General features: G+C 65.6%; 20 protein-coding genes and 1 riboswitch. Of the genes, 8 read left to right on the top strand and 12 right to left on the bottom strand.

The window, feature by feature from the left end; all coding sequences use genetic code 11:
• Positions 1-539 precede the first annotated feature (539 nt).
• The 3 genes from FNJ47_RS27280 (at position 540) to FNJ47_RS27270 (ending at position 6,354) form a co-directional block, all read left to right on the top strand.
• Positions 540-1,724, top strand: a complete 1,185-nt coding sequence (locus FNJ47_RS27280) for an efflux RND transporter periplasmic adaptor subunit (RefSeq protein ID WP_430649417.1) — start codon at positions 540-542, stop codon at positions 1,722-1,724.
• On the top strand, positions 1,721-4,894 hold the full coding sequence (locus FNJ47_RS27275; protein ID WP_163158714.1) for an efflux RND transporter permease subunit: 3,174 nt from the start codon (positions 1,721-1,723) through the stop codon (positions 4,892-4,894). Before FNJ47_RS27280 ends, FNJ47_RS27275 begins: the two co-directional genes overlap by 4 nt.
• A 269-nt stretch (positions 4,895-5,163) precedes the next feature.
• Positions 5,164-6,354 carry an ABC transporter substrate-binding protein gene (locus tag FNJ47_RS27270; protein ID WP_163158712.1) on the top strand — a complete coding sequence of 397 codons (1,191 nt, stop codon included), beginning with the start codon at positions 5,164-5,166 and terminating at the stop codon, positions 6,352-6,354.
• Positions 6,355-6,545: 191 nt separating this feature from the next.
• Here FNJ47_RS27270 and FNJ47_RS27265 read toward each other — a convergent pair whose 3' ends face one another.
• From FNJ47_RS27265 to FNJ47_RS27240, 6 genes are all read right to left on the bottom strand, one after another.
• Positions 6,546-6,935: an MAPEG family protein gene (locus FNJ47_RS27265; RefSeq protein WP_163158710.1), complete on the bottom strand. Its 390-nt coding sequence runs from the start codon at positions 6,933-6,935 to the stop codon at positions 6,546-6,548.
• Positions 6,936-7,029: 94 nt separating this feature from the next.
• Positions 7,030-7,263: a hypothetical protein gene (locus FNJ47_RS27260; RefSeq protein WP_163158708.1), complete on the bottom strand. Its 234-nt coding sequence runs from the start codon at positions 7,261-7,263 to the stop codon at positions 7,030-7,032.
• Positions 7,264-7,319: 56 nt separating this feature from the next.
• The gene (locus FNJ47_RS27255; protein ID WP_163158706.1) at positions 7,320-8,405 is read right to left on the bottom strand and encodes a lipocalin-like domain-containing protein; all 1,086 of its coding nucleotides are present in this window, start codon (positions 8,403-8,405) and stop codon (positions 7,320-7,322) included.
• Positions 8,395-10,854, bottom strand: coding sequence for an FtsX-like permease family protein (locus FNJ47_RS27250; RefSeq protein WP_163158704.1), 2,460 nt, complete (start codon positions 10,852-10,854; stop codon positions 8,395-8,397). The genes FNJ47_RS27255 and FNJ47_RS27250 overlap by 11 nt, the downstream gene beginning before the upstream one ends.
• On the bottom strand, positions 10,851-11,504 hold the full coding sequence (locus tag FNJ47_RS27245) for an ATP-binding cassette domain-containing protein (RefSeq protein WP_163158702.1): 654 nt from the start codon (positions 11,502-11,504) through the stop codon (positions 10,851-10,853). The genes FNJ47_RS27250 and FNJ47_RS27245 overlap by 4 nt, the downstream gene beginning before the upstream one ends.
• A 36-nt stretch (positions 11,505-11,540) precedes the next feature.
• Positions 11,541-12,302: a class I SAM-dependent methyltransferase gene (locus FNJ47_RS27240; protein WP_163158700.1), complete on the bottom strand. Its 762-nt coding sequence runs from the start codon at positions 12,300-12,302 to the stop codon at positions 11,541-11,543.
• A 224-nt stretch (positions 12,303-12,526) separates the two neighbouring features.
• Between FNJ47_RS27240 and FNJ47_RS27235 the strand changes: the two genes are divergently transcribed.
• Entirely contained in the window at positions 12,527-13,837 is a 1,311-nt protein-coding gene (locus FNJ47_RS27235; protein ID WP_163158698.1) for an MFS transporter, read from the top strand.
• Between the two features lie 172 nt (positions 13,838-14,009).
• Here FNJ47_RS27235 and FNJ47_RS27230 read toward each other — a convergent pair whose 3' ends face one another.
• The 3 genes from FNJ47_RS27230 to FNJ47_RS53310 all read right to left on the bottom strand — a co-directional run bounded on the left by FNJ47_RS27230 (position 14,010) and on the right by FNJ47_RS53310 (position 16,424).
• The gene (locus tag FNJ47_RS27230; protein WP_163158696.1) at positions 14,010-15,728 is read right to left on the bottom strand and encodes an N-acyl-D-amino-acid deacylase family protein; all 1,719 of its coding nucleotides are present in this window, start codon (positions 15,726-15,728) and stop codon (positions 14,010-14,012) included.
• Entirely contained in the window at positions 15,725-15,931 is a 207-nt protein-coding gene (locus tag FNJ47_RS27225; protein WP_163158694.1) for a hypothetical protein, read from the bottom strand. The genes FNJ47_RS27230 and FNJ47_RS27225 overlap by 4 nt, the downstream gene beginning before the upstream one ends.
• A gap of 70 nt (positions 15,932-16,001) precedes the next feature.
• A complete protein-coding gene (locus tag FNJ47_RS53310; protein ID WP_347341725.1) occupies positions 16,002-16,424 on the bottom strand; it encodes a CBS domain-containing protein in 423 nt (140 codons plus the stop codon).
• A gap of 115 nt (positions 16,425-16,539) precedes the next feature.
• On the opposite strand from FNJ47_RS53310, the gene FNJ47_RS27215 reads away from it, so the two are divergent.
• Entirely contained in the window at positions 16,540-18,129 is a 1,590-nt protein-coding gene (locus tag FNJ47_RS27215; protein WP_163158693.1) for a CYTH and CHAD domain-containing protein, read from the top strand.
• Positions 18,130-18,164: 35 nt separating this feature from the next.
• Here the strand turns inward: FNJ47_RS27215 and FNJ47_RS27210 are convergent, their stop codons facing one another.
• Positions 18,165-19,397: an MFS transporter gene (locus FNJ47_RS27210; RefSeq protein ID WP_163158691.1), complete on the bottom strand. Its 1,233-nt coding sequence runs from the start codon at positions 19,395-19,397 to the stop codon at positions 18,165-18,167.
• Positions 19,398-19,630: 233 nt separating this feature from the next.
• Here FNJ47_RS27210 and FNJ47_RS27205 point away from each other — a divergent pair, with 233 nt between their 5' ends.
• On the top strand, positions 19,631-20,920 hold the full coding sequence (locus FNJ47_RS27205) for an ATP-grasp domain-containing protein (protein ID WP_163158689.1): 1,290 nt from the start codon (positions 19,631-19,633) through the stop codon (positions 20,918-20,920).
• A 115-nt stretch (positions 20,921-21,035) separates the two neighbouring features.
• Here the strand turns inward: FNJ47_RS27205 and FNJ47_RS49920 are convergent, their stop codons facing one another.
• Both FNJ47_RS49920 and FNJ47_RS27200 read right to left on the bottom strand, forming a co-directional pair.
• Positions 21,036-21,209, bottom strand: coding sequence for a hypothetical protein (locus FNJ47_RS49920; protein WP_165445889.1), 174 nt, complete (start codon positions 21,207-21,209; stop codon positions 21,036-21,038).
• A gap of 110 nt (positions 21,210-21,319) precedes the next feature.
• The gene (locus tag FNJ47_RS27200; protein WP_163158687.1) at positions 21,320-23,569 is read right to left on the bottom strand and encodes a TonB-dependent receptor; all 2,250 of its coding nucleotides are present in this window, start codon (positions 23,567-23,569) and stop codon (positions 21,320-21,322) included.
• 109 nt (positions 23,570-23,678) lie between these two features.
• Positions 23,679-23,876: riboswitch (cobalamin riboswitch) on the bottom strand.
• Between the two features lie 111 nt (positions 23,877-23,987).
• On the opposite strand from FNJ47_RS27200, the gene FNJ47_RS27195 reads away from it, so the two are divergent.
• Positions 23,988-25,031, top strand: a complete 1,044-nt coding sequence (locus tag FNJ47_RS27195; RefSeq protein ID WP_163158685.1) for a FecCD family ABC transporter permease — start codon at positions 23,988-23,990, stop codon at positions 25,029-25,031.
• Entirely contained in the window at positions 25,028-25,801 is a 774-nt protein-coding gene (locus tag FNJ47_RS27190; RefSeq protein WP_163158683.1) for an ABC transporter ATP-binding protein, read from the top strand. The genes FNJ47_RS27195 and FNJ47_RS27190 overlap by 4 nt, the downstream gene beginning before the upstream one ends.
• The last annotated feature ends 159 nt before the right edge of the window (positions 25,802-25,960 follow it).

Below are 25,960 nucleotides of genomic sequence, written 5' to 3'. Positions count from 1 at the left end.
GTGCCCGGATGACACAACGCGGTTAGCCTTGATCGAGGCGATGCAGCGAGAGGTAGAGTGCTGTAATTCGATGATTTTCCGTCGCCGGGAGCCCGGCGCGACTCTGCCGCAAGCAGGATCGGCGCGATGTGACAGATCCGTGCCACGGGGTTCGCGTCCTGATTGATTCGCGATGCGCGGACTGTGACCCGGTGGGACCAATAGGCCAGCCAAACTGCCCCTTTTCGTCGTCACGGTTTCGCGATCACGTCGTAAGGCTTTCAGACTATGCAACTATTTGCTTGATCCGAGGGCCATCTTGAACAGACTGGGGTGCGGCTACATCTGTGACGTCCGCCGCCGCGACATCGCGGTGGTCCATCCGCGCTGAATCACGGCAATTTCAATTGCGACTTTCGTAGCCCTGCTTTGGTCGTCGTGCTTTCGTTGTTCTGGGGGAGAAGGAATTGGGTTCGATTGACAAAGCGGAGCGTGTGGCTCCCGTGACCGGCGTCGAGCGACATTCGCGTCGGCGCCATGTATGGTTCGGACTCGCGCCGATCGGGCTTTTGGCCACGCTGACGCTCGGCGGCTGCGATGACAAGAGCGCGCAATCGCAGGCCGCGCCTCCGCCGCCGCCCGTGACCGTCGCGCAGCCGGTCAAGCGCATCGTCACCGACTGGGACGAGTTCACGGGCCGCTTCGAGGCGGTCGAGGAGGTTCAAGTCCGCGCTCGCGTCGGCGGCTTCGTCAACAGCGTCGAGTTCAAGGACGGTGCGATCGTCCATGCCGGCGATCTGCTCTACATCATCGACCCGCGGCCGTTCGAGGCGGTGGTGCTGCAGGCCGAGGGGCAGCTCGCCGACGCGCGCGCCAAGGGGGAGCTTGCCAAGCGCGATCTCGAGCGCGGGCTGAACCTGGTGCAGACCAGCGCGGTCTCGGAGCAGGTCGTCGACCAGCGCCGCCAGGCGTTGCAGGCGGCGCGCGCCGCCGAGACCCAGGCCGAGGGCTCGCTGAAGGCCGCGCAGCTCAACGTCGAATTCACCCACGTGCTGGCACCGATCACCGGCCGCGTCAGCCGCCATCTGGTGACCCCGGGTAACCTCGTGCAGGGCAGCGAGGGCGGCGCGACGCTGCTGACCTCGATCGTGTCGCTCGATCCGATCTACGTCTATTTCGACGTCGACGAGGCGACCTATCAGCGTAACAGCAAGCTGTGGTTCGAAGGCAGGCGGCCGAGCTCGCGCGACACGGCGAACCCGGTGCAGGTGATGCTGACCGGCGAGACCAAGCCCTCGCATGAAGGCAAGATGGACTTCCTCGACAACCGCCTCGATGTCTCGACCGCAACGCTGCGCAGCCGCGCGGTGATCCCGAACAAGGATCTTTCGATCCTGCCCGGCCAGTTCGGCCGCGTCCGCCTGATCGGCTCCTCGCCCTATGAGGCGCTGCTGATTCCGGACACCGCCATCGCCACCGACCAGTCGCGCAAGATCGTGTTCGTGGTCAAGGACGACAACACGGTGGAAGCCAGAGCGGTGACGCTCGGGCCGCTGGATGAGGGCCTGCGCGTGATCCGCGAAGGCCTCAAGCCGGAGGATCACGTGATCGTCGACGGGCTGCAGCGCGCCCGCGTCGGCGCCAAGGTGACGCCGAAAATGGCGCAGGCGCCGGCGGAAACTAAAGCTCCGGCAGGCGACAAGCCCGCTGCTGATGCCAAGCCCGCGGCAGGTGCGAAGCCATGAATCTCGGAAGGCTTTCCATCAACCAGCCCATCCTCGCGATGGTGCTGTCGATCGTGCTGCTGATCGTCGGCGCGATTGCCTATCCGACGCTGCCGGTCTCGGAATATCCGCAGGTCGTGCCGCCGACCGTCGTGGTGACGACGCAATATCCCGGCGCTTCGGCGCAGACCGTGTCCGACACCGTCGCCGCTCCGATCGAGCAGGAGATCAACGGCGTCGAGGACATGCTGTATCTCTACAGCCAGGCGACCTCGAACGGCCAGCTCACCATCACCGCGACCTTCAAGCTCGGCACCGACCTCGACAAGGCCCAGGTGCTGGTGCAGAACCGCGTCGCCATCGCGCAGCCGCGGCTGCCCGAGGAAGTGCAGCGCAACGGCGTGACCACGCGCAAGAACTCGCCCGATATCCTGATGGTCGTGTTCATGCTGTCGCCCGACGACAGTTTCGACCAGCTCTATATCTCCAACTACGCGCTGCTGCAGGTCCGCGACCAGCTGCTGCGGCTCGACGGCGTCGGCGACATCCAGATATTCGGCGCGCGCGACTACTCGATGCGGCTGTGGCTCGATCCCGACCGGATCGCCAATCTCGGCCTGACGTCCGCCGAGGTGCTGGCGGCGATCCGCGCACAGAATCTGCAGATCGCGGGCGGCCAGATCGCCGAACCGCCGATCGCCGACCGCGCTTTCCAGCCGAACCTGGTGTTTACCGGCCGTCTCAAGGATCCCAGGCAGTTCGAGGACATCGTGGTGAAGGCCGGTTCCGACGGTCGCACCGTTCGCCTGCGCGACGTTGCCCGCGTCGAGCTCGGCGCGCTGTCCTACACCACCAACAGCTTCCTGCTGCGCAAATCGGCGGTCGGCATGCTGGTGACGCAGCGGCCCGGATCGAACGCGCTCGCCACTGCCAAGAACATCTCGGACACGATGGTGCGGCTGAAGGCGAGTTTCCCCAAGGGGCTCGACTACAATATCGGCTACAACCCGACCGAATTCATCGCCCAATCGGTCCACGAACTGGTGAAGACCATCTACGAGGCGATGGCGCTCGTGGTCATCGTGGTGCTGATGTTCCTGCAGGGCTGGCGGCCTGCGATCATCCCGATTATCGCGATCCCGGTGTCGCTGGTCGGCACCTTCGCGGTGATGGCCGCGCTCGGCTTCTCGATCAATAATTTGACGCTGTTCGGCTTGGTGCTCGCGGTCGGCATCGTGGTCGACGACGCCATCGTGGTGGTCGAGAATGTCGAGCGGCATCTCGAACATGGCCTGAGCCGGCGCGATGCCGCGCTCAAGACCATGGAGGAGGTCGGCGGCGCGCTGGTCTCGATCGCGCTGGTGCTGTGCGCGGTGTTTGTGCCGACCGCCTTCCTCGGCGGCATCTCCGGGCAGTTCTTCCAGCAGTTCGCGGTGACGATCGCGGTCGCGACCGCGATCTCCTGCTTCTGCTCGCTGACGCTGTCGCCGGCGCTGGCCTCGCAGATCCTGGTCCCGCACGAGGAGAAGCGCCCACCGGCACGCTGGAACATCATCGCGCGCGGCTGGGACAGCTTCACCGCGGTGTTCAACCGCGTGTTCGACCGGCTGGCCCACGGCTATGCTGGTGTGGCCGACTTCGTGATCCGGCACACCGTGGTGATGGTCGTGATCTACCTCGCGCTGATCGGCAGCGCCGGCTGGCTGCTCGCGACCACTTCGCAGGGATTCATCCCGGCGCAGGATCGCGGCTACGTCATCATCTCGGCACAGCTGCCGGGCGCCGCGTCGCTGGCGCGGACCACGGCTGTGGTGCGCGAGATCGAGCGGATCGCGCTGGATACGCCGGGCATCGTTCGCGTCGCGGCGTTCGCCGGCTTCTCCGGTGCGACACGCACGCAGCAGGGTAACGCCGCGGCGCTGTTCCCGGTGTTCGACGAGCCGGAGGCGCGTCTGAAGAAGGGGCTGACGGCGAGTGCGATCACGGCCGAATTGCGCAAGCGTCTGTCGGTGATCCAGGGCGCCTTCATCATCGTGATTCCACCGCCGGCCGTGCCCGGTATCGGCACCGGCGGCGGTTTCACCATCCGCGTCCAGGATCGGCAAGGACGTGGGCCGGAACTGCTGGCGTCGGCCACCGACGAGCTGGTGGCGGCGGCGCGCAAGTCGCCGCATCTCACCTCGGTGTTCTCGCCGTTCACCGCGAACACGCCGCAGCTGTTCGTCGACATCGATCGCGTCAAGGCGCAGAAGCTCGGCGTACCCATCGCCAGCATCAACGACACCATCCAGACCTATTTCGGCTCGACCTACGTCAACGACTTCAACCTGTTCGGACGCACCTATCACGTGACTGCGCAGGCCGATCTGCCGTTCCGGAAGGAAAGCAGCGATCTCGCAAGGCTGCGCACGCGAAATGCGGCTGGCGACATGGTGATGCTGGGCAGCGTGGTCGATTTCCGCGATATCTCGGGGCCGGATCGCGTCGCCCGCTACAATCTTTATTCGGCATCGGAGCTGCAGGGCGAGCCGTCGCCCGGTACGAGTTCGGGAACCGCGCTCAGCACCATCAAGAAGCTCGCCGAAGAAACGTTGCCCAGCGGGTTCTCGTTCGAATGGACCGACCTATCCTACCAGCAGGTCAACGGCGCCAGTGCCGGCCTCTACGTGTTCCCGATCTGCGTGCTGTTCGTCTATCTGGTGCTGGCCGCGCAATATGGCAGCTGGACATTGCCGTTCGCGGTGATCCTGATCGTACCGATGTGTCTGTTCGCGGCCACTATCGGCGTGCGCATCATGGGCCAGGACGTCAACATCCTGACTCAGATCGGGTTCGTGGTGCTGGTCGGATTGGCCGCCAAGAACGCGATCCTGATCGTGGAGTTCGCCCGCGACATCGAGCTCGAGGGCAGGCCACGTCTCGAGGCGGTGATCGAGGCCTGCCGGCTCCGCCTGCGGCCGATCCTGATGACGTCGTTCGCCTTCATCCTCGGCGTGCTGCCGCTGGTGCTGTCGACCGGCTCGGGCTCCGAGATGCGGCAGGCGGTCGGCGTCGCCGTGTTCTTCGGCATGCTCGGCGTCACCCTGTTCGGCCTCGTCTTCACGCCGATCTTCTACATGGTGGTGCGCAACCTCGCGGAAGGAAAGAACGAGGGCAAGCCGAAGGAGCCCGCGGCGACCGTGGCGGGATAGCGGGCGAGCAAGCATTCCGCTGCAACGAGTCCTTCCCCGTCATCCTGAGGTGCGAGCGGAGCGAGCCTCGAAGGATGCACGGCCCGGCTGGTGGCCGTCGACCCTTCGAGACGCGCGTTCCGCGCTCCTCAGGGTGACGGGTCTAGGTTTCGTGCGAGGCCTCTAAGCCCATACTATTGGCTGAACCGAAATCGATGGGCAGGCGCGGGGTTATAAAATAATGTCGCGCCGATTTTTCCTGATGAGAAAACTGCTGGGAGAGCATAACAATGAAGTCGGGATTTTTGGCCGCCGTCGCGGCGTGCAGCCTGATGCTTGCGGCGCCGGCGATGGCCCAGGGTGTCAAGATCGGCATCCTGAACGACCAGTCGGGCGTCTACGCTGACTACGGCGGAAAGTACTCGGTCGAAGCCGCCAGGATGGCGATCGAGGATTTCGGCGGCGAGGTACTCGGCCAGAAGATCGAGATGATCACCGCCGACCACCAGAACAAGCCCGATCTCGCGACCGCGATCGCGCGGCGATGGTACGACACCGAGGGTGTTGACATGATCACCGAGCTGACGACGTCGTCGGTCGCGCTCGCGGTCCAGGAACTGTCCAACGAGAAGAAGAAGATCGACATCGTGGTGGGTGCGGCGACCTCGCGCATCACCGGCGATGCCTGCACGCCCTATGGCTTCCATTGGGCGTTTGACACGCGCGCGCTCGCCGTCGGCACCGGCAGCGCACTGGTGAAGGCGGGGGGCGACAGCTGGTTCTTCCTCACCGCCGACTATGCGTTCGGCTATGCGCTGGAAAAGGACACCAGCGAAATCGTGAAAGACACTGGCGGTAAGGTATTGGGCTCGGTTCGCGTGCCGCTCAACTCGTCGGACTTCTCCTCTTTCCTGCTGCAGGCACAGAGCTCGAAGGCCAAGGTCATCGGGCTCGCCAATGCCGGTCTCGACACGGTCAACTCGATCAAGCAGGCGGCTGAATTCGGCATCGTGAAGGGCGGTCAGAAGCTCGCCGGCCTGCTCATGGTGCTTTCGGACGTCCACGGTCTCGGGCTTGAGACCGCACAGGGGCTGGTCCTGACCGAGGGCTTCTACTGGGATCGCGATGACAAGACGCGTGCCTTTTCTGAACGCTTCTTCAAGCGCACGGGCCGCATGCCGAACATGATCCAGGCGGGTACCTATTCGGCGACCTTGAGCTATCTCAAGGCGGTCAAAGCCGCCGGCACGAAGGACTCCGACGCGGTGACCAAGAAGCTGAAGGAACTGCCGGTCGATGACGCCTTCGCGGAGGGCAAGGTGCTCGCGAACGGCCGCATGGTGCACGACATGTATCTGTTCGAGGTCAAGAAGCCGTCGGAATCGAAGAAGCCCTGGGACTATTACAAGCAGATCGCCGTGGTGCCCGGCGACAAGGCATTCTTCACCGCCAAGGAAAGCGGCTGCCCGCTGACCAAGTGACGCGGAGCTGCCGTATTACGCAACTCGCGATACAACATCACCGTCGTCCCTGCGAACGCAGGGACCCATAACCACCGCACCTGGTTGTTGCGACAGGCTGGGCCCCGGCCATCGCAAAACTGGACCCAGTGGTTATGGGTCCCGGGTCAAGCCCGGGACGACAGCGGAATGTGTGGCGGGCGACCGAACCCTCAATGCGCCAGCCGCCACGCCGCGCCGCCGATTGCGCCGACCCACAGGATGGTGGCCGCCAGGGCCTGGATGAAGAATCCCGGGCTGCGTTTCGCCACCGCCTCGCGATAGCCGATGAAGTAGACGATACGGCCGACGACCCAAAGTGCGCCGACGGCTGCGGCCGCGGCATCGCCGATGTAGATTGCGAACAGCCACAGCGACGGCAGGAAGATCGGGGTCCATTCCAGCGTGTTCATCTGGATCCGGTAGATGCGCTCGAAATCCGCATTGCCCGTGATCGCCGGCAGCTTGACCCCGTAGCGGATGCGGGCGCGCGCGACCTGGGTCGCGAGAAAGAGGTAAAGCGCGACCGCAAGGCACGTGACGATGGCCGTGTAGTGGTACATGTCAGGCGTTTCCTCTGGTTTCTGTTCGCCCCGATGTCATGACGGGGCAACGAGGCCCGCTGTGACAGGCGCAGTGCGTCCTTCGATCAGCATCTCAGTTTGAGTGTTTCGTCCAACCTTGAGCCTCCGCTCGGAACTTTTGGCCCGCCTCCGTCCACCGGCCGAATCGGGTGTTGATACTTTCCATCAAGCCAAATTCCGCAAGAGCCTCTATCGCGTGCTCCCCGGCAGACATTGATAGGCTGTCGACTTGGCCTTTGTGCTCATCGAGATACTGATCGACCATCTTCACCAGGGCGATCAGCAGTGTCTTCTCTTGGTCAGTCATACAGCCCTCCCTTGCGAAGTTTGCCGCTGGACGGCAGCCGGTCCGCGCGCGAAGCGCTAATATCCGGTCATCTCAAGATAGCCGATTCCGGCGTGGCTGCCTGAGAAGCGGATCGGGCCTTCCCAATAGGGGAAGCTGGTTCCCATCCAGGCCTTCGGATTGAGCGGCGCGGTCTCGACGGCAAGGCCGCGCGCGGGCAGCGCGACGCGCCATGATGTCGGCAGCTTGCGGCCGTCGATCTCGGTGGTTGCCGTCGGCGTGATGCTGTTGCCGTTCGCTGCGATCTCGGCCGAGCGGCCGTCCGGCGTGATCCAGTTGCCGAACAGGTTCTCGCGGCCATCCTTCTGGCGCAGCCGGTACAGCATCAGCTTTTCGTCGCTGGGCAGATGCAGCGAGAACCAGTCCCAGCCGGTCTGGTCGGCGGCGAGCGGCTGGCTGCTCCACTCACGATCCATCCAGGCCGCGCCTGTGACGTCGACAGGTTTGTCGTCGATCACGATGCGGCCGGATGCCTTGTAGAACGGCTGGCTGTAGTAATAGGAGGCCTGTCCGCGGTCCGACTTGCGGCTGTAGCCGTGGTCGCCTTGCAGCACCAGCGCGCGCTCGGCGTCGAGGCGGAGCGTGGTGCTGAAGTCGGCAGCGGAGGCCTTGAGTTCGAGCGGCGCGATGCGTTGCGGATCGAATGCATCGAGCCCGCGCAGCTCCCAGGCGTCGATCCAGGCGCGGAACGGCGCGGCCTCGACACCGGCCTCCCCGAGGCCGCCGCGCGCAAAGGTCTCGCTGAAGCGATGTGTGCCGGCGCTGGTGACTGCCGCGTGGCCCATCCAGAGTTGCTGGTTGGTCCAACCTTCGCTGGGGCCGCCCGGCTTCATCGCCTGGCGAAACAGCGTCCATTGCGCGCCATACGCCGCGCCGCCGGCATCGGACAGGTTCGCGGTCACGTACCACCATTCGATCCGGAATTCCGGGTGCGGGCCGTGATCGGCGGGGAACGTGAACGGCTTGCCCGGCGTGACGGCGGCAAAGCCCTCGGCGCTCTCGCCGAGCCCGGCGAAGCCCTGCGCAAAGCTCTTGCCACCCAGCGCCAGCGCCATTGCGCCGCCGGTGAAGGCGCGACGCGTGAGATCGGTGCTAGCGCTCATTGACGAAAGTCCGGATCAGGGTGGCCGGCTGCATGCGGGCCAGTCTAGCCACCGGCAGCGCAGCGGCACAGAGCGCCGCGGCCATCGCCACCGCAAGCAGCTCGATCAGCTGCAACGGGAACACGTGGAATGGCAGCCGCCAGCCGAACGCTTTCACATTGACGATCGCAAGCAGGCACCACGCCACCAGGAGGCCGAGCGGCAGCGCGAACAGCGCGGTGATCAGCGCGACCGCCATGGTCTTGAGCAGTTCGAGCGCCGCGAGCCGCCGCCGCGTTAGGCCGATCGCCCATAGCGGCGCGAGCTGCGGCAGCCGCGAATTGGCTAGCGTCAGCAGGCTGGTCAAAAGCGCGATGCCGGCGACGCCGAGCGTGAAGGCGTTGAGCGCCGCAGTGACCGAGAAGGTACGATTGAACACCCGCTTCGATTCCCGCTTCATCGTCGCCTGGTCGGCAACGTTGCGGTCGTCGAGGCCGAACTTCTCCTGCAACGCCGTGATCAGCGGCGCGATCTTGTCCGGTTCGACGCGGAGCCCGATCCGGGTCAGCGGCGTCTGCGGGAAGTGGCGCGTCAGCGCCGCGAAGTTGACCGCGATCTGGCCCTTGGGGTTGCCGTAATCGGCATAGATGCCGACGATCTCGAGCAGCCAGCTGCCGCCGGGGGCGGGCACCTCGATATGATCGCCGATCGCAAGCTTCATCCGCCGCGACAGTTGCTCGCTGACCAGGCCGGCGTCGCCGGGGCGCAGCCTGACCCAGGCATTCGCCGTGCTCTCGAGCAGCGGCCAGTTGTCGCGATAGGTCGTGTGGTCGGGCAGGCCGAGCACCTCGATCGGCGTGCCGCCGAGCTGGGTGTCGGCGCGGCCGCCGGGCAGGATGGCCTGAACCTCCGGACGATCGCGCAGCCAGGCCTTGATCTCCTTTGCCTGCTGATCGCTGGCGGCGCTGATGTAGACGTCGGCGGCGAGCCTTCCGTCGAGCCAGACCAGGAAGGTGCGGCTGAAGCTTTCCACCATGGTGCCGACGCCGACATTGACGGCCAGCGCGAGCAGCAGCGCCATCAGCGCCAGCGACAAGCCCGACAGTTGCTGGCGGCTGTCGGCCCAGAACCAGATGCCGACCGGTGCTCGCGCGCTGCGCTGGCCGAGCGCGAGCGCGATCTGCAGGATCATCGGCAGGATCAAGGCCGCGCCGAGCATCAGCGCGGCCAGCACGGCGAAGCCCGTGATCAGGGAATCGCCGAACTGAATGAGGGCCGCAGCGACCGCAAACACCGCGAGCGCCGCTGCGCTCTGCAACATCAGCCAGCGCCGCTGCGCCTGCTGCCAGGCCTGCGGCTGCGCCGTCGCCAGCACCGGCATCCGGATCGCCTTGGCGAGGCTCGCGGCAGCGGCGGCCAGCGCACCGAGAATGCTGATCGCGATGCCGGCAAACCACCAGACAGGCTTCAGTGAAAGCTGCCCGGGGATCTGCGCGCCGTAGAGCCCGCGCAGGGAGGCGGCGACATCGGGCAGCAAGGCCGCTGCGATGAAATAGCCGCAGACCAGGCCGATCAGGCCTGCGACCAGCGCCAGCGACACCAGCTCGATCACCAGCACGGTGTTGAGCATCCGCGCCGAGACCCCGCAGGCGCGCAGCGTCCGCAGCATCGGCAGCCGCTGCTCGAAGGCAAGTCCGATCGCGGAGTTGACGATGAACAGGCCGACGAAGAACGACAGCAGGCCGAATGCGGTGAGGTTGAGATGGAAACTGTCGGTCAGCCGTTCGAGATCGCTTTCCGCGCTCGGCTCGACCAGACGGAGTTTGTCACCCGCCACGCTTTCAAGCGTTGCATGCGGCGCTTTGGACTTGCCGACCAGCAGGCGCGATAGCTGGCCGGGTAGCTTCAAAATGTCCTGCGCGATGCCGATATCGACGATCAGCGCGCCGGGCGCGAGCTCCGCCTGCACCCGCAGCGGCGGCAGCGTGAGGCCATTCGCCTGTGGCCGGTCGCCGTCCTTGAGGCCGAGATCGCGCAGCGTTTCCGGCGCCACCAGCATCTCGCCCGGCGGCGTGACGAAGGATTGCAGCCTGCCGCGTCCGACCGCCGGCGCATTGCCGACCTCGGACGGCAGCGTCACCGGCTCGACGCCGAGCAGGCGGAAGCTGCGCCCGTCGATCTGGACGCGGCCCTCCAGCATCGGCGACACCGGCCAGCCGGCGCGGCGCAGGTCGACGAAAAGTTGTTGCGGGAAGGTCGCGCTGTCCTTGCCGACCAGAACAGCGGTGCGCGCGCCGCCGAAGGTTGCGGCCGCGCGGTCATAGGCGGTGCGGGCCTGCTGGTTCAGCGCCTGCACGCCGCTCCACAGCGCGGTCGCCGAGATCAGCCCGATCAGCAGCGTCGCAAGCTGCATCGGATGCCGCCGCCAGTGGCTGAGCAGCACGGCGAGGATCCAGAGCGGGCGCCTCACGCCACAACCCCGGCATGCAGGGTGACTTGGCGGTCGAGCGTCGCGGCGAGCCGCGCGCTGTGGGTGACCATCAGGAAGCCGCAGCCCGTGCGCACAACGAGATCGCGCGCCAGCCGCAGCACCTCATCGGCGGTGTCCTCATCGAGATTGCCGGTCGGCTCGTCGGCGAGCAGCAACAAAGGCTTCGGCGCCAGCGCGCGGCCGATCGCGACGCGCTGCTGCTGGCCGCCGGACAATTGCTCGGGATAACGCCTGAGCAGGTTTTTCAAGCCGAGGCGCTCGACCAACTCGTCATGCCAGGCGGCATCGTGCCGCCCGGCGATGCGCGACTGGAAGACGAGATTGTCCGCAACGGTCAGGCTCGGGATTAAATTGAACTGCTGGAACACGAGGCCCAGCCGGTCGCGGCGCAGCTCGGCGCGGCCGGCGTCGTTGAGTCCGGACACGATGAGGTCGGCGAGGGCGATCTCGCCGCTATCGGCGGCATCGAGCCCCGCGATCAGATGCAGCAGCGTGCTCTTGCCGCTGCCGGATTCGCCCGATAGCGCAACGCTCTCGCCGGTCGCGACAGTGAGATCGACGCCGCGGAGCACCGCGACGTCTTCACCGGCAGAGCGGTAACTCTTGGTCAGGCCGGTGACGCGAAGCACCGCGGCGGACTGGTCAGATGAAGCGATGGCCGTGCCTCATTGCGGCTTCTGGTATTTCAGGACGAACTCGTCGATCGGCACCGGCGCCTTGAAGACGGGAATGTCCTTCGGGTCCTCCGCATGATGCAGGAAATCGCCCTCGGCGACCAGCTTGAAGCCGGCGGCCTCGATCTCCTGCTTCAGGGTGCTCTCCTCGATCCGGTGCAGCGTCTTGGCGACGCTGGTGCCTTCGCCGGCCTTGGCCGAGTGGTCCGCGATCACGAGGTAGCCGCCCGGCTTGAGCGCGGCGAACATCTTCTTGTTCATCGCGGCGCGATCGACCGGCAGATAGCTGATGTCGTGGTAGAAAAAGAAGAAGGTGATCATGTCGAGGTTCTTCACCTCGGGCGGGATCGGGTCGTCATAGTCCCGCACCACGTGCACCACGTTCTTCATCGCAGGCGCCTTCGCCCGGTTGTCGAACTTGTCCTTGACGAAGCGTTCGAGCACGGTAGCCGAGTCCTGCGCGTAGATCTTACCCGATGGGGCGACGGTGCGCGCCAGCAATTCGGTGCTGTAGCCGGCGCTGGCTGCCATGTCGAGGACGGTCATGCCCGGCTTGACGCCGGCGAAGGCCAGCATCTTGGCCGGCTGGCGGCGCTGGTCGACCTGACGATCCGCATCGCTGCGATCGGGCGCGGCGACGATCGCCGCGTAGTCGAGACTTGCCGCGTCCTGCGCGCGGACTGCGGGCATTGCGAGCAGCGTAGCGGACGCGAGCGCAGCGCAGGCTGCTGCGCGGAGGATCAATCTGTTCATGAAATAGCCCCGGCTTTTCGTTGGCCCCGAACATAGCAGGGCGGCCATGACAGTTCACCGCTTCAACTGGCGCGCCGACGCGATCGTGATCGGCCGGTAGCAGCGCGTGGGGAGCGCCGGGCCCCGAGGAAATGCGGTGTTGCGTTGCGCGGCGAGGCGTGGCTAGCATCGCCTGACGGGGCCGATCTTACGAAGCCAAAAAACGAAATGACGGGGAGCCAGACATGACGACGCAACCGACGCCCAAGGGGTCAACGGGGACGCCCAAAGGCGCCTGGCAGATCACCTTCCTTCTCTTCCTATTCATGGTGGTGAACTTTGCGGACAAGATCGTGGTCGGTCTGGCCGGCGTCCCGATCAAGAAGGATCTGGGTCTCACGCCGGAGCAGTTCGGCACCCTCGGATCGTCGTTCTTCTATTTGTTCTCGATCTCGGCGATCGTGATCGGCTTCGTCGCCAACCGCGCGTCGACGCGTTGGATTCTGCTGATCCTGGCGCTTATCTGGGCGGTGACGCAGTTTCCGATGGTCGGGACTGTCGACTTCACGACGCTGGTGATCTGTCGCATCATCCTCGGCGCCGGCGAAGGACCGGCGGCGGCGGTTGCCATTCATGCGATCTACAAGTGGTTCCCCGACGAGAAGCGCACGCTGCCGACCGCGATCCTGTCGCAAGGCTCGGCGTTCGGCGTGATCCTGACGATGCCTGCGCTGGGCTGGGTCATCAACGCTTATAGCTGGCATCTCGCTTTCGGCGTGCTCGGTGTGGTCAGCCTGCTCTGGGCCGTCGCCTGGTTTGCGCTCGGCAAGGAAGGGCCGCTGGCGTCGACGTCAGCTGTCGTCGCCGACGAGCAACGGATCCCCTACTGGAGGCTCTTGACGTCGCGCACCTTCATCGGCTGCGTTGCCGCGACCTTCGGCGCCTATTGGGCGCTGTCGCTCGGGCTCACCTGGTTCACGTCGTTCATTATCGAAGGGCTGGGCTACACCCAGAAGCAGGCCAATTTCATCTCGATCCTGCCGTGGGTCTTCGGCGCGGTTGTCGTGATCCTGTCCGGCTGGATCTCGCAGCTGATGCTGGCGCGCGGCTTCACCACGCGTGGCGCGCGCGGCGTTCTCGGTTCGGTGCCCTTGATCGTCGGCGGCTGCATTCTCGCCACGCTGCCCTACGTTCCGACCGGCTGGCTGATGCCGCTGCTGGTGATCGGCTCCGGCCTGTGCGGCGCGATCTATGTGGTGTGCCCGGCGATGCTCGGCGAGTTTACGCCGGTGTCGCAGCGCGGCGCGATGATCGCGATCTATGGTGCGCTGTACACGTTGTCGGGCATTCTGGCGCCGCAGGTGATGGGCAATGTGATCCAGCACGCGACCACGCCGATGGCCGGCTATATGAGCGGCTTCACCATCAACGCCGCGATCATGGTGGGATCGGGCGTGCTCGGCTTGCTGCTGCTGTGGCCGAACACCGAGCGCGCAAGGCTGGCCGGGACATCGCAGCCCGCGGGTGCGATCAAGGGCGCGATGTCGCCGACGTAGGGTACGCCCCTTAGGAACTCGCTCCACTTTGCCTCTCCCACAAGGGGAGAGGCGGCAGTGCCCGTAGCCCGGATGAAGCGCAGCGTAATCCGGGGCAACTCGATCCGCGGATGGACCTGTCCCGGATTGCGCTTCGCTTCATCCGGGCTACATGCTCGTCGGAGCGGAGCGCTCAGTTCAAACCTTGCGCGCCGCGCACCAGCCGGCCCGGCCGCGCGCCGGTGGCCTTGCCTGCGCGCTGGGTCACGACGCCCGACACGATGGTGGCGTCGTAGCCGTCGACCTGCTGCAACAGACGCCGGCCGCCGACCGGGAGGTCGTAATGCACCTTCGGCGGATGCAGATGCAGCCGGTCGTAATCGATCACGTTGACGTCGGCCTTGAAGCCCGGCGCGATCACGCCGCGATCGGTGAGGCCGACCGACAGCGCGGTCTTGCGCGACTGCGCCGCGATCACGAACGGGATCGAGAGTTTTTCGCCGCGGCTGCGGTCGCGCGTCCAGTGCGTCAGCAGATACGTCGGGAAGCTGGCGTCGCAGATGATGCCGCAATGTGCGCCGCCGTCGGACAGGCCGGGCACCGCGCTGGGCTCGCGCAGCATCTCGTGCACGGCATCGAGATTGCCGTCGGCGTAATTCAGGAACGGCACATAGAGCATGCCGCGGCCTTCGTCGGTCAGCATCGCATCATAGGCGAGCTCTTCCGGCTGGCGGCCCTGGCGGCGCGCCTGCGGGCCGAGCGCGTTCTCCGGCGGCTGCTCATAGTCCGGCGGATTACCCAGGAGGTACATCTTGTCGTAGTTCGGCCGGAAGAACAGCGGATCGTCGGTTGCGGTTGCGCTCTCGCTCAGGATCGCGGCGCGCACCTCGGGCCGGCGCAGATGCTTGAGCCGCTCGGGCAGCGGCAATTTGGCGATCTCGCGATAGCTCGGATGAGTCTGGAACGGGTTGCGCGACAATTCCAGCCCGAGCAGCAGCCCGACCGGGCGCGCCGCGATCTGGGTCGTGATCGACAGGCCGCGGGAGGCGGCTTCATTGATGGTGTCCATCGTCTGCCGCCAGCGCCGCGGCGCCTTGTCGGCTTGCGCGACGGAGAACGAGATCGGGCATTTGGTGTTCTCGGCGACCCGCAGCATCATCGGCAGGTCTTCGTGCACGGTGCTCTGGTCGAGCACGAATTGCAGCACGCTGCGGCCGACGCCGTGCATCGCGCCGGCGATCGCGGTCAACTCATCCTCGCCCGCTTTCAGCGTCGGCGTGTAGTCGCCAGTCGAGGTGCGGTGGTTGAGCGTGCGCGAGGTCGAGAAGCCCAGCGCGCCCGCACGCACCGCATCACCGGCGAGCGCCGCCATCGCCTTGTTGTCCTCCACCGTTGCGGGATCGCGGCGCGCGCCGCGCTCGCCCATCACATAGACGCGGAGCGCTGCGTGCGGCAGCTGCGCGCCGATATCCATGTCGAAGCTACGTTTGGACAGCCACTCCATGTAGTCGGGGAAGCTCTCCCACGCCCAGGGAATGCCGGCGCTCAGCACCGGCTCCGGGATGTCCTCGACGCCCTCCATCAGCTGGATCAGCCTGCCGTGGTCGCTCGGCCGGCACGGCGCAAAGCCGACGCCGCAATTGCCCATGATCGCCGTGGTGACGCCGTTCTGCGACGACGGCGTGATGTCCTGGCTCCAGGTCACCTGGCCATCGTAATGGGTGTGGACGTCGACGAAGCCGGGCGCCACCAGTTTGCCGCGGGCGTCGATCTCTTCCTTGCCTTTCGCTGCGACCTTGCCGACTTCGGTGATCTCGCCGCCTGAGATCGCGACATCGGCCTCATAGAGGTCGCCGCCCTTGCCGTCGGCGATGTTGCCGCCGCGGATCACGAGGTCTGGGGTCGAGGTCATAGCGTTTCATCCCGAGGCTGTTCTTGGTTGTCCGGCATCATGGGTGAGCCCTTGATGCTGTCAACCATCGGCGGTGAAGCTCTGGAATGCGCTGGCAGCGATTTTGCCAGCGAGGAAAGCATGATCCGGAAAAGTGCGAAGCGGTTTTCCGAGAAGATCATGCTCAAACAAGGAACTAGAGCGCGATGACGATTCAGCTCCATTCTCATCTCATCGCGCTTTAGCGTTGCGCCCGGCGGAAATTTGTTCCGCCGGGCAAGCGCAGCGGCGAACCTATCGCGCGCCGAAGAAAACTGTCTTCTGGGTCTCTTCGGCCTGCGACCTGGCGCGCACCCGCATCAAATCCTTCCAGCCGATATAGCCGACCAGGCGCTGATCCTCACGCGAGATGACAGGCAGATGCGAGACGTTGACCTGCATCAGGCGGTCGGCGAGCCGGTCGAGATATTCGTCGGGATGGGCGACGGTGATCTTGTTCCCCGCGAGCAGCTGCTTCAGCGTCGCGGTGCGATGCTTGCCGGCGCGGCGCCAGCGCAGCACGGACGGCGGATCGATCACCCCGAGCACGTGATGGTTGGCGTCGACGACGGGGAAGCTCGGGTGATTGGTTTTGAGGTTGGTCAGGAAGGCTGCCGCGCCATGCAGAGTCATGGTGTGCGGCGGGCTTCCCTCGCCCTTGGCTAGCGCAGTAGCCACAAACAACTTGACCGGGTAATTTTAGATAAAATGCGAGGCTAATGCACGCTGCGATACGACGGTATGCCTTGCCATTGTCATGAAACCTTCATAGACCATCCCGGGGGCAATATCATTGAGTGAACGGCAGCCGGTCGTGATCGATGCGGGCAATGCCATTGCCGTCAGGCATGGCGATCAGGCGGAAGTCGAACTCAAGCTGCTTGCGCCGCAAGGAAGCCTTGAGAAGCTGCGCGAGGCACCCTGCATCGTGCAGCATGCGCGCAATCGCGGCGCCTTTCATCGGCTAGAAACGGTGTATTACGACACGCCGGAGCGTCTGCTGTTTCAGCATGGCATGTCGCTGCGCGTGCGACGCAGCGGCAAGAACTTCATCCAGACGTTGAAACTTGCCCCCAATCCCGCGCAGCCTCTGATGCGACGCCAATGGGAAACGCCGGTTGACGGCATCGTCCCTGATCTGAGGCTGCTCCCCGCCGACGAGGTCGGCGATCTCGTGGCGGCGCTGAGCAACGACGCGCTGGTAGCGGTTTTCGCGACCAAGGTACGCCGGCACGCGCGGCAGCTCGATCTGCCCGATGCATCGGTTGAAGTCGCTTTCGACGAGGGAACGATCGAGGCCGATGCGCGTCAGGAAGTCCTGTCCGAAATCGAGCTTGAACTGAAGAGCGGCAATGCCGCTGTCCTGTTCGACCTGGGAACGCAGTTGCTCGATGCTGCGCCGTTGCAGATCGGCACACGCAGCAAGGCGGAACGCGGCTATGCGCTCGCGTTCGATGCCGCGCCATCGGCAGCGAAGGCCGAGTTGTCGGGCATCACCGCGGAGCTCGCGGTCGACGACGTCATCGCATTGCTGGTGGGTTCCTGCTGGCATCATCTTTTGAAGAATCACGCGGTGGCCGAGCAGGGATCGGACCCCGAAGGCGTGCACCAGATGCGCGTGGCCTTGCGGCGCTTGCGGACGATCTGTGCGCTGTTCCGGCGCGACATTCCATCGCCGGCATTTCTGGCGGTCAACAGCGAAGCAAAATGGCTGATGCGCCAACTCGGCCAGGCCCGGGATTGGGACGTTTTCGCCGAAACGACGATCACCCGCCTGGTCAGTGCGGTTCCGGACATCGACCTGGATGCTCTCCGCAAGGCGGTCGAGCAGCGTCAGAAGTCAAGCTACGGTAACTTGCAAGGCGTTCTGGCCGATCCCCGATGCAGCCGCTTCCTGCTCTCCCTTGGGCAGCTGGTGGAGCGCCGCAGCTGGCGCAACGAGATCGACAGCGAAGCGCTGGCGATCTTGTCGCAGCCCATGCCGGTGCTTGCCGATCAAATCCTGGAACGGCTGCATCGCAAGACGTTGAAGCGTGGTGCGCGCTTCCGGCGGCTCGATATCCACGCGCAGCACAATCTCAGGATCAACCTCAAGAAGTTGCGTTATGCGGCGGAGTTCTTCCTGCCGCTCTATGCCGCCCACGCGCCGGCGAAGCGCTACGTGAAGCGGCTCGCCGGGCTGCAGGCCAGTCTCGGGCGGGTGTGCGACATCGGAAGCACGCGCGTGCTGCTCCATACGATCGCGCAGGACGACCGGCCTGAGCTTCATCTCGGTATCGGCGCGATGGCCGGCTGGCTGGCCCGCGATCAGATCGCGGTTGCGAAAGCGCTGCGCAAGAGCTGGCGGCGGTTCAAGACAACGCCGGCATTCTGGGGCCGGTGAGTCCTGCTGCGGCAGCCGCTCCGCGCGGTTTGCCGCTAACGGGGCTGCGGCTGGACTGCAACCGCGGAGGCTTGCGGCTTGCGCTCGGTGACCAGCGCGAGCAGCACGGTCAGCACCATGAAGCCGACCGAGGCGCCGAACACCCAATGCGGCATGTGCTGGTCCATGATCCAGCCGAACAGCAGCGGGCTGACGATGCCGCCGAAATTGAAGCCGGTGGAGACGATGCCGAAGGCGCGGCCGGCAGCACCGGGAGGCGCCGCGTTGCGCACCATCATGTCGCGGGACGGCGCGATCACGCCGCCGAGGAATCCGGCGAGCCCCATCGCGAGCGTCAGCGCCACCGGCGGCAGGTTCAGCAGCGCGATCAGCAACACCAGCACGGCGTTGACCGCGAAGCAGGCCGCGGCGAGCTGGCTGTGGCGATGGGTCCAGTCGGCGAGATAGCCGCCGGCGAGCACGCCTGCGGCGCTGGCGCCGAGGAATGCGGTCAGCGCGATGTTGGCGGTGGAGAACGACGCGCCGTAACCGCCCATCAGCGCGACCACGCCGAAATTGTTGATGCCCGAGGTCGACAGGCTGAGCAGCGTGAAGAAGGCCGTCAGCACCATCAGCGCCGGCGTGATCACGCTGGCCTTCTGCGCGGTGTCGTCCTTCGGCTTGTTCTTGTTGGCGCCGGCATCGGGAATCCCGAGCACGATCAGGAACAGCGCCACCAGCGGGCCGACCGCGCCGGCGACGATCAGCGCGCCGAGGCCGCCGATCGAGGCGACGAGTGCCGCCATGATCGCAGGCGCCACCGCACCGCCGAGGAAGCCGGCAAAGGTGTGGATCGAGAAGGCGCGACCCATCCGCGCCTCGTCCATATGGGCCGAGAGGATCGCGTAGTCGGCCGGATGATAGACGCTGTTGGCGAGGCCGAGCAGCACGGCACAGACGATCAGCGAGGTGTAGCTGAGATGCAGGCCGAGCCCGATCAGCGCACAGCCGCCGATGGTGAGCCCGATCAGGAGGATCTTGCGTGCGCCGATATGGTCGGCGAGATAGCCGATCGGCGCCTGGGTCAGGCCGGAGACCACCGCGAACACCGTCAGCGCCAGGCCGAGTTCGACATAGCCGACGCCGAGTTGCTGCTTCAGGAACGGGAACAGCATCGGCAGCACGAAGATATGGAAATGGCTGACCCAATGGGCGACCGAGATCCCGGTCAGGGTGCGCACTGCGCTGTCGGCTCTCGCTTGCTGCGGTGCGGCCAGAATGTCGACCATTTCAGGAACAACCCGTTCTTCCAGAGCGTTTTCGAGCGAAGTGGGCACCGGTTCGCGTGAAGAAAACGCGTCAAACAAAAAGGAATACCCGGCGAGGGCCCGCCAAAAATAGAGACTGGCCGCTAATTGTCCATGAACGCAGGCGCATGGCTGCCCCCGGCGCGGACGTGCCGGATCGACACATGCGGCATTAAAGGCGGCGACAAAGTGCGGCGGCGCGGTGATGATCGGTCATGGTCGACGCCAAAAAGCAGCTCAAGGTGCTTGTGTCAGAGGGCTCCAGCACCTCGGGCCGCGAGGCGATCACGATCCTGGGGTTGGCCGGCCATCACGTCGAGGTCTTCGATCCCTCGCGCTGGTGCCTGGCGCGCTATTCGCGCTTTGTCCGCAAATATCACCATTGTCCGCCGCTGCGGTCGGATCCGGCCGGCCTCCTGCGCTTCGTCGAGCGGCTATTGGCGTCGCAGCATTTCGACGTGCTGCTGCCGACCCACGAGCAGGGATTCCTGTTCGCCCGCGCCGCGGCGCGGCTGACGCCACGTATCGGCCTGGCGCTGCCGGAGTTCGCCTCCTATCGCGCCGTGCACAGCAAGGCCGGCTTCAGCCGCCTGCTCGACCAGCTCGGCCTGCCGCAGCCGCCGACCCGGATCGTGAACTCCGCCGAGGAGCTGCGCGACGGCCTGCGGTTTCCCTCCGTGGTCAAGACGTCGGTCGGCACCGCAAGTCGCGGCGTCTGGTTCGTGCGCGACGCCAACGATCTCAATCGCGCGCTCTACGATCTGGAATCATCCGGTGATTTTGCCGGCGAGGTGCTGGCGCAGGATCTCATCACCGGCACGGTCGAGAAAGCCCAGTCGGTGTTCTGCTGCGGCAAGCTGCTCGGCTTCCACGCCTACCGGCAGATCGCGGCCGGCATCGGCGGCGGCGAGGCGATCAAGGAAAGCGTGAGCCGGCCGGCGATCCGCGCCTGTGTCGAGGCGATCGGCGCGCATCTCGGCTGGCACGGTGCGCTCTCGGTCGACGTCATCATGCCGCTCGACAGCGCGACGCCGCTCCTGATCGACTGCAACCCGCGGCTGGTCGAGCCCATGAATGCGTATCAGTCGGGCATCGATCTGGTCGGCCTCCTGCTGCGCGTTTCTCTTGGCCAGACGCCGGCGCCGCTGGCCGAGAGCCGCGCCGGGGTGCGGACTCATCTCGCTATGCAGGCACTGCTCGGCAGCGCGTCGCGCGACGGCACCCGCCGCGACCTGATCAGGGAATGCGGCCGGATCGCCGCGGGTGAAGGCCTCTATCGGGGTAGCACTGAGGAATTGACGCCGGTGCGGCTCGATTGGCTCAGTGCCGTGCCGCTGGCGATGACCACCGCACTGCTGCTGGCATCGCCTCCGATCGCCTCATCGCTGGCCCGCGGCGGCTTTGGCGCGCATCTGCTCGATCGCGGGAGTATTGCAAAGATCGAGAGCGAGGATTTTTTACACGATCTCTCAACACGTCGTCCCGGCGAAAGCCGGGACCCATAACCACCAGCGGTGATTATTGCGACGCGCTGGGGCCACAGCGCGCTTCAACAATTCAATCCTGTGGTTATGGGTCCCGGCTTTCGCCGGGACGACGGCGACTTAAATTGCGCTCGTCCTACAACGGCTCGTCATCATTGCCGTAGCGATCGAGCTTCGGCGTAGCGATGTCGCCATCCTCGTAATATTCGTCGTCTTGCCTTGATGCGGGCGGCGGAGGTGCCTTTGCCTTGTCGTCGGTCGTCTCTTTGCTCTTGGCGCCGCCCTTGCTCGTCTTTCCGGCCTTGGCCATGCGTTTCCCCTGCGCGGGTCAAATCAGCTGCCGGAATTCTAGCCAGTTTCGTGGCGCTTGTAACGTGAGGAGACGATGCGGCGGAGTCGCACCCCGCCGCGCTGAACCGCTTAGAACGTCGCACCCGCCTTGACCATGTAGGTGCGGCCGGGCAGCGGATAGGCCGAGAAGCGGCCCGCCGTAAACGAGCTCGCGATGGCGTAGTCGTAGTAGAGCGCGTTGAACAGGTTGTTCACGCTGAGCGACCAGAAGAAGTGGTCAACCTGTCCGCTCAGCTTGATGTCGGCGGTGGCGTTGCCGGGAATTTTGCTCTGGGTGTTGGCCTGGTCGTTGTCCATGATGCGCGCGCTCCAGGCCCGCACCGTGGCGTCGAACACCAGATAGTTCTGCCAGATGTTCCAGGTCACGCCGAGATTGCCGGTATAGCGCGACACCAGCGGCACGTCGTTGCCGGCCCAGATGCCTTCGCGAAACACCGCACGGGTGATCGCCATGCCGCCGCGCAGGGTGACGCTGTCGCTGACCTTCAGCGATGCGCTGGTCTCGCTGCCATAGCGGCGGGTGGGGTCGAGGTTGACGTTGTAGAACAGCGCCGGGTTGAAATGGATCTCGTTCTCGAGATCCATCAGATAGACGCTGGTCTGGACCTGAAACAGATTGGTCCTGACCCGGAAGCCGCCCTCGACGTCCTGCGATGTCTGGGTCATGAGCTGAAAGTTCTGCGGGATCGGCGCGAACGTCACCGGATCGAACGACGGCCCCGACGCGACGCGCTCGTCGACATCGGGCGTGCGGAAGGCGCGCGCCGCGCGGCCGAACACGGAGAAAGTGTCGGTGAAGCGATGCTCGACGCCGACATGCAACGCGTATTGCGTCTCGTTGCTGTCGAGCGGTGCGGCCTGGGTGTCGAAGGCGAATGGCGCATTCGGATCGTAGCGATCGCGTGCCGAGACGCTCGTGTTCTGCACACGCGCGCCGTAGGAGAAGTCGGTGGTCGGCAGCAGGCCGAGCGTGTGCTGCCAATAGCCGGCCACGCTCTGCTGCTTGATGTTGTAGATGTGGTAGGGGTCGACGCCCTGATAGGCGCCGCGCGCCTCACGGAAGGTCGAATCGTAATAGTCGATGCCGGTCAGGATCGTGGACGGCATTCCCAGCATGACGTTCTTGACGCTGAGCCGCGGCGTCAGCGACCAGGTCTGCAGCGCTGCGTCATTGTAGGTCGAGGCGAAGCTGATGGTCGGCACCGTGCCGAAGAAGCCGCTCTGCGTCTCACGCTGGCGCCAGCCGCCGTCGACGATCAGGTCGACGCCGTTCACCAGCGTTTTGGTGAAGCCGGTGGTGACGCTCGCTGTCTGCTGGTTGGCATAGTCGAACGGCGTGGCCGCGCCGCGGCGATCGGTGAGCAGCTCATTGACGCCGATCGACGGATCGACCAACCGTCCGCCGGGCAGGCCGAGCTTCTGGTCGCTGCCGGTGACGGTGAGGAAGGCCGTGAGATCTGATGTCGTGTAGTTGACGTTGCCGACGGCATTGCGCTGGTCGAGAGCATTGTTGACGCGGTAGCCGTCGGACTTGATGCCGTTGCCGTAGAACGAGGTCGACCACGGTCCTGAATTCAGCGCCGCAGAGACCGCGGCCATGCGGGTGTTGAACGAGCCGTATCCGGCCTCGGCGCGCATCGTGGCGGGCGGACCGCCGGCGCCGGTCTTCGTGATGATGTTGACGACGCCGCCGACCGCGTTGTCGCCGTAGAGCACCGCGCCGCTGTTGCCGCGCGTGATCTCGATCCGCTCGATCGAATCGAGCGGGATCGTGGTGAGATCGAAGCCGGCCTTGTCGACGTCGTTGAGACGGCGGCCATTGAGCAGGAACAGGGTGTTGTCGGTGGCGAACGCGCCGAAACCGCGCAGGTCGACCGAGGTCTTGGCGCCGTTCGGCCCACCGTAGAGTGATTGCAGCTGCACGCCGGGCACCTGCGCCAGGATCTCCGGCAGCGATTGCGATGGCGAATGCGCGATGTCGTCGGCCGTGATCACGGTCGATGACGAGCCGACGATGCCGGCGAACTGGCGGCCGCCGCCGGTGCCGCCCGTTCCGGTGGCTACACCGGCCGCTGTCGTGTTCGATCCTGCTCCGCTGCCCGCATTGTCGCCTTGCGTGGTGCCCGGCGCCGGCGCTTCGTCGGCAGCCGGTTTGGCGCGCGTAAAATTCTGGTCGCCCGGCTTGGTGACTTCGATCGCCGGCAGCTGATCGGGAGCGGGCGCCTGCTGCGCCCGTGCGGCAGAGGCAAGAATGGCAGGCACGATCATCGTCGACGCGAGCAGAAGCGCGCGCCGCCGATCGGATAGGATGGAGAACATAAGCGAGACCTCGGTAACGTCAGTGGCACGTCACCGCGAAGCAGTCTCACCATCGTGCTTGCAGCATCAGGTGAAGCTCATGCCTGTACTCCCCGACCGGCATCCTCGCGTGTGACCACGGCTGACGGCAGGTCTCCTGGCTCGCGGATCGTTACCCTTCGTCGCCTTCCCAGGACCGAGATTCCCAGTGGCTTGTGACGAAGGATTCACCGCTTACAGTTGCGGGGGCAGCCGCGGCGTAGGAGAGGTTTCCCGGCACCGCATTCCCTTTTCATCTCATGAAAGAACCGTCATGGTCATCTAGGGTTCGGCCGGGCGGCAAAGTCAATCCGGCGGAAGCGGGCAATGGCGAGGTGGCCACGGTTTTTGTCGAGTGTCGCTTGTCTGCCACGGCGATCGCTGTAAGAGCATGGATCCAATGAGCGTGCAGGATTTTGCCTTGGCGGCCGAGGTCGCGGCGCGGCGCCGGTGGGGCGCCACCGCGGCGCTGCTCGCGCTCGTGGTCCTGCTGCTGGTGCTCTCTCTCGGCATCGGGCCGGTGCGGCTGTCTCCGCTCGCGGTGATCGAGGCCCTGTTCGGCGGCGGCAGCGACGTGGCGCAGGTGATCGTGCGCGAGATCCGCCTGCCGCGCACCATTCTGGCGTTCGCGATCGGCGGTATTCTCGGGCTGTCGGGCGCGGCGTTGCAGGGCCTGCTGCGCAATCCGCTGGCCTCACCGTCGCTGTTCGGCGCGCCGCAATCGGCGGCATTCGGCGCGGTGCTGGTGATCGCGCTCGGCCTGGCCGACGTGCGCTCCTACGCGCTGCCGGTGGTGGCGATCATCGCCGCGTTCGGCTCGGTGTTCGCGCTGCTCGCGATCGCCGGCCGCAATGCCGGGCTGTTGATCCTGATCCTCGCCGGGCTTGCGATATCGAGCTTCGCGGGTGCCGCGACGGCGCTGGTGATGAACCTTTCCAGCAATCCCTTCGTGGTGCTGGAGATCGCGTTCTGGCTGCTCGGCTCACTGGAGGACCGCAGCTTTCAGCACGTGGCGCTGGCGTTGCCCTTCATCATCGCAGGCGCTGCCATCCTGCTCAGCCAGGCGAGTGCCTTTCGCGCACTAACGCTCGGCGAGGAAGCGGCGCAGAGCCTCGGCGTCGATGTCGGACGGCTGCGGCTCTTCGTGATCACGGGCGTGGCGCTTGGTGTCGGCGGCGCGGTCGCGGTGACCGGCACGATCGGCTTCATCGGCCTCGTCGCGCCGCATCTGATGCGCCCGGTGATCGGTCATGATCCCGCCCGGCTGCTGGTGCCGAGTGCGCTCACGGGCTCGGCGCTGCTGCTCGCCGCCGATATCGCGGTGCGCATCATCCCCTCAACCTCGGACATCAAGGTGGGCGTGCTGACCTCGATCATCGGCGTGCCGTTCTTCCTCTATCTGATCATGCGCGAACGCCGCGCGCTCGGCGGAGGCGTGGCATGACGCTGCTCTCCGCCACCGCGCTCAATGCGTTGCTTGGCAGCCGTAGGGTGCTGCGCGATGTCTCGCTGTCGCTGGCAGCAGGCCATCTGGTGGCGCTGGTCGGGCCGAACGGTGCCGGCAAGACCACGCTGCTGCGCGCACTGGCCGGGTTGATTCCGTCCGATGGCGAGATCCGGATCGGTGGCGATGCGCTGGCGTCGCTGCCCTTGCGCGAACGGGCAAAACGTTTCGCTTACCTGCCGCAGGGACACCTGGTGCACTGGCCGCTGCCGGCGCGCGATATCGTGGCGCTCGGCCGCTATCCGCACGGGGCGACAGACCCGGCAAGGCTGTCACCGAAGGACATGGAGGCGGTGCTGCGGGCGATGCAGGCGGTCGACGTCACGGAGTTCAGCGATCGCCGCGTCACCGAGCTCTCAGGCGGCGAGCGCAGCCGCGTCGCGCTGGCCCGGGTGCTCGCGGTGGAGGCGCCGGTGATTTTGGCGGACGAGCCGACCGCCTCGCTCGATCCGCGCCACCAGATCGATGTGATGCAGAAGCTGCGCAATGTCGCCGACACCGGCGTGCTGGTTATCGTGGTAACGCATGATCTCGGGCTTGCTGCACGGTTTGCCGATCACGTGCTGGTGCTGTCGGAGGGACGGCTCGCGGCGCAGGGCACGCCTGATGCGGCGTTGTCGGAGAGTGTTCTGGCGAGCGTGTTCCGCGTCAGCGCCTATCGCGCGGAGTTTCAGCGCGAGGCCGTCATCGTGCCGTGGGCGGATGTCTGATGAGGGTGCGGCATCTCCGCGAGCTCTGTTCACCTCTCCCGCTTGCGGGGGAGCATAGGCCGCCTTCGGCGGCCGTCCTTGAAGGACGCCGAAGCGAAGCTTCGGCTACGGCGTTCGAAGAGCGCGGCGGGTGGGGGCTCTCTCCACCTAAAGAGTGTT

The organism is Bradyrhizobium uaiense (genome assembly GCF_010811875.1).
Classification (GTDB): domain Bacteria; phylum Pseudomonadota; class Alphaproteobacteria; order Rhizobiales; family Xanthobacteraceae; genus Bradyrhizobium; species Bradyrhizobium uaiense.
Note: the sequence above shows the minus strand (reverse complement) of the source record. Positions and strands in the feature narration are given on the sequence as shown.